This window comes from Nonomuraea mesophila, from assembly GCF_004352805.1.
Lineage (GTDB): Bacteria > Actinomycetota > Actinomycetes > Streptosporangiales > Streptosporangiaceae > Nonomuraea > Nonomuraea longispora.
Map to the genome: position 1 here is coordinate 1 of NZ_SMLD01000335.1, position 3385 is coordinate 3385.

Below are 3385 nucleotides of genomic sequence, written 5' to 3' on the forward strand. Positions count from 1 at the left end.
CGGCCAGGCAGGCGCTGCGCTGGTATCCCGGCGATGTGTGGCGCTACGTCCTGGCGTGCCAGTGGCGGCGCATCGCGCAGGAGGAGCCGTTTCCCGGCCGGTGCGGCGAGGTGGGCGACGAACTGGGGTCGGCCGTGGTGGGGGCGCGGCTGACGCGGGAGGTGATGCGGCTGGCGCTGCTGCTGCGGCGGCGCTACCCGCCGTACGCCAAGTGGCTCGGCAGCGCGCTGGTGCGCATGCCGGGTGCGACCGAGCTGGGGGAGTCGCTGGGGGCCGCGATGGCGGCCCGGTCGTGGCGCGAGCGCGACGCTGCGCTGGCCTCGTCCTACACGCGGGTCGCGGCGCTGCACAACCGTGTGCGGCTGACCGGCTGGCTGGAGGAGGAGGTGCGCGGCTTCCACGACCGGCCGTTCCAGGTGATCGACGGTGACCGGTTCGCCGATGCGCTGATGGCGTCGGTGTCGGACCCGGTGATCAGGGGGTTGCCGCTGGTGGGGTGTGTGGATCAGCTGGCGGATTCGACGGATCTGCTGGTGGCGCCGGGGCGGGCGCGCGCGGTGACGGCCGCCGCCCTCGGCCTCGGGTGAGCGGCCTGTCAGGTCCGGCGCGCCTCATTCGACGAGCGAGGAGGCGAGCCTTTCGACGTGGGAGCGCCAGGCGTCGCGTGCGGACGGGTCGCCGGTGCAGGTGATGACGAGGCGGGCGCCGTGGCCGGTGCCCGCGGCCAGTTCCCACCGCACGTGGCCGCCGGGAGTGCCGAACTCCAGGAGCTTGCCGCTTTCGACGCGGGTGACCGCGCCGGCGGCCAGGCCGGGCGGGGTGAACGGGGCCGGCGGCGGGCCGCCGGGGCTGGCCTGGTCGCCGCCGAGGCGCCGCCACAGGTCGTCGGCGGGGCGGGTGAGCTGGCGTTCGACACGCACTGCGCCGGCGCCGGTGGTGGTACCGGTGCCGGTGCCGGTGGTAGTGGCGCTGGTGAGGCCCAGGATGGCGACGAAGTCCTCGTGCAGGCGGGCGCTGTCGCCGCCCGTGGGGGCGGGGCGCTGGTCGAGGTGGGCGAGCAGGGCCATGAGGCACACGTGCCAGCCGGCGGCGAAGCTGGCGGCGCCGTGGTGGTCGGTGAAGGTGTGGGTGAAGGTGAGCAGGGTGGCCTCGCCGTCGGGCTGGAGTTCCCAGCGCAGTTCGTCGTCGTCCCAGGTGTGGGCGAAGACGTGGGGCGGGTCGTTGACGAGGATGCGGCCGCCGGGGCCGAAGCCGTAGCTGATGCGGTCGCCGTCGAAGGTGACCTCGGCAGGGAACCAGGCGGCGAGGTGCTCGGGCCGGGTGATGGCGCGCCACACCTTCTCGGGCGGGTGGGGGAGACGGCGTTGCAGGCGCAGGGTGGTGCGGCCGTCGGGGTGCAGGGTGAGGGTCTCGTTCATGCGTCGTCCATGGTGTCGAGGTGGTCGGCGAGACGGTCGAGGCTGTCGTTCCAGAGCCTGCGGTAGGGGGTGAGCCAGGCGTCGATCTCGGCGAGGGGCTGGGGCCGCAGTTCGTACCAGCGGCGTTGGGCGTCCTTGCGGACGGTGACGAGGCCGGCCTGGCGCAGGGCGCGCAGGTGCTTGCTGGTGCCGGGCTGGGTGAGGCCGAGGTGGTCGGTGAGTTCGCCGACGAGGTGGGGGCGTTGCAGGAGGAGGTCGAGGATCTGGCGTCGTGCGGGGTCGGCCAGCACGTCGAAGCGCATGACGGCGAATATACCGCCCTGGCTATATGTCCGCAAGAGCATGTACGGTGGTCAGGCGCGGCCCGCGTTGGCATGGATGGCCTGACGGACGAAGCCGGCCAGGCCCGCAAGCAGATCCTCGAAGGTGGCTCGGAAACGGGGGTCGTCGACGTACAGGTCGCCCAGGCACCGGTGCAGCTCGTGGGTGCAGGTGTAGAACCAGCGGTTGATGTGGTCCCGATGGCGTTCGGCCAGATCCATGGCGTGCTCGCCGTCGGCGGGAAGGCCCGCCTTGCAGGCGGCGACCAGGTCGCCGGTGATGGATTCGGCCTCGGCCCTGAGCCGCAGCCAGTCGGCCTTGGTGTAGGAGGCGAGGCGGCGGCGGCTCTCCGCGTACTGGTCGGTGCCGCCCCAGCGGCGCTGCACCTCGGCCTCGTGGTCCTCCGGCCGGAAGTCGCCGAAGACCTCGAAACGCTCCTGCGGGGTGAGGGCGATGCCGAGGGTACGGGCCTGCATGGAGCGTTCGACGGCGGCGATGACCTCCTGCAGGCGCTCGGCCTTGCGGGTCAGGAGTTCGTGCTGGCGGCGCAGATGGGCGAGCTCGTCGGCGCCGGGCGCGTCGAGGATGACGGCGATCTCGTCCAGGCCGAAGCCGAGCTCACGGTAGAGCAGGATCTGCTGCAACCGGGCGAGGTCGGCGTCGGTGTAGCGGCGGTAGCCCGCGCGGGTGCGCTCGCCGGGGACGAGCAGGCCGACCTCGTCGTAGTGATGCAGGGTGCGCACCGTGATGCCGGCGAGCCCGGCCACCTGCCCGACGGAGAAACTCATGGCTCCACTGTGCAGGCTCACGCGGGGCGAGGTCGAGTTGAACCGGGCGGTTGCAGGGCGCCGCCCCGGGGTGTCATGGTGGGGCTGACCTGGGTTTTCAGGTACCTACGTACCCGAAAACAGGTAGCGGCATGGGGATAATTCACCTCTTTCTTGGGCGGGGGGACAGGCCAGTCTGGAGTTCTGAGCTCCATCCGCTGGGAAGCGGGAATCGAGGATCGAAGTCATGTGCCAGCACCAGCCACCATGTCCGCCCGCGGACGCCGCCGGCCGGGAGGCCGCGCGCCTCGTGGCGTACCACCCCGCACAGGGATGGGGTCTGCTGTGCAACGGGGTGGTCTTCTTCGACGACACCGGCGAACTGCTGCCCGACGGCCGCAGCGTCATCCCCTCCGCACCCGCCTGCGCCGGGCAGGCATCGTGAACGCCACCGCCACCTGGACCCTGCCGCCGCACCCCTCCGCGGTCCCGCGCGCCCGCCACGCCGTACGCGCGCAACTGCTCGCCTGGGGCCTGCCCCACAGCAGCGAATCCGCCGAACTCCTGGTCAGCGAACTGGTCACCAACGCCGTACGCCACGCCCACGGCCCCATCCGGCTACGGCTGTCGCTGACCGGCGCGCTGCTGCACTGCGAAGTCGACGACGCCAGCCCCGACCTGCCCCACCTGCGCACCGCCCGCCACGACGACGAGAGCTCACGCGGCCTGCAACTGGTGGAGGCCATCGCCTCCGGCTGGGGCAGCACCCGCACCGGCCGCGGCAAACGCGTCTGGTTCGACCTGCCGCTGCCGCAAGAGTCCGGCGACGACCTGCTGCTCCAGGCGCAGGCCTGCTGAGCGCCGGCCCCGGCCCCCTCC

6 protein-coding genes are annotated in these 3385 nt (G+C 72.6%); 3 read left to right on the forward strand and 3 right to left on the reverse strand.

Annotated features, from left to right (window positions below; all coding sequences use genetic code 11):
• The coding region (locus E1295_RS47610) for a DUF4037 domain-containing protein (RefSeq protein WP_132641935.1) at window positions 1-587 on the forward strand (587 nt) is incomplete at its 5' end.
• Window positions 588-611: 24 nt separating this feature from the next.
• Here the strand turns inward: E1295_RS47610 and E1295_RS47615 are convergent.
• From E1295_RS47615 to E1295_RS47625, 3 genes are read right to left on the reverse strand one after another with little or no spacing between them, the layout of a single operon-like run.
• Window positions 612-1418, reverse strand: coding sequence for an SRPBCC domain-containing protein (locus tag E1295_RS47615; protein WP_132641937.1), 807 nt, complete (start codon window positions 1416-1418; stop codon window positions 612-614).
• Complete coding sequence (locus E1295_RS47620; protein WP_132641939.1) at window positions 1415-1720, reverse strand: ArsR/SmtB family transcription factor; 306 nt, start codon at window positions 1718-1720, stop codon at window positions 1415-1417. Before E1295_RS47620 ends, E1295_RS47615 begins: the two co-directional genes overlap by 4 nt.
• 51 nt (window positions 1721-1771) lie before the next feature.
• Window positions 1772-2527 carry a MerR family transcriptional regulator gene (locus E1295_RS47625; RefSeq protein WP_132641941.1) on the reverse strand — a complete coding sequence of 252 codons (756 nt, stop codon included), beginning with the start codon at window positions 2525-2527 and terminating at the stop codon, window positions 1772-1774.
• A 226-nt stretch (window positions 2528-2753) separates the two neighbouring features.
• On the opposite strand from E1295_RS47625, the gene E1295_RS47630 reads away from it, so the two are divergent.
• Together E1295_RS47630 and E1295_RS47635 are read left to right on the forward strand one after the other, a co-directional pair.
• Window positions 2754-2951: a DUF5999 family protein gene (locus tag E1295_RS47630; protein WP_132641943.1), complete on the forward strand. Its 198-nt coding sequence runs from the start codon at window positions 2754-2756 to the stop codon at window positions 2949-2951.
• Window positions 2948-3364, forward strand: coding sequence for an ATP-binding protein (locus tag E1295_RS47635; RefSeq protein WP_166427793.1), 417 nt, complete (start codon window positions 2948-2950; stop codon window positions 3362-3364). The genes E1295_RS47630 and E1295_RS47635 overlap by 4 nt, the downstream gene beginning before the upstream one ends.
• The last annotated feature ends 21 nt before the right edge of the window (window positions 3365-3385 follow it).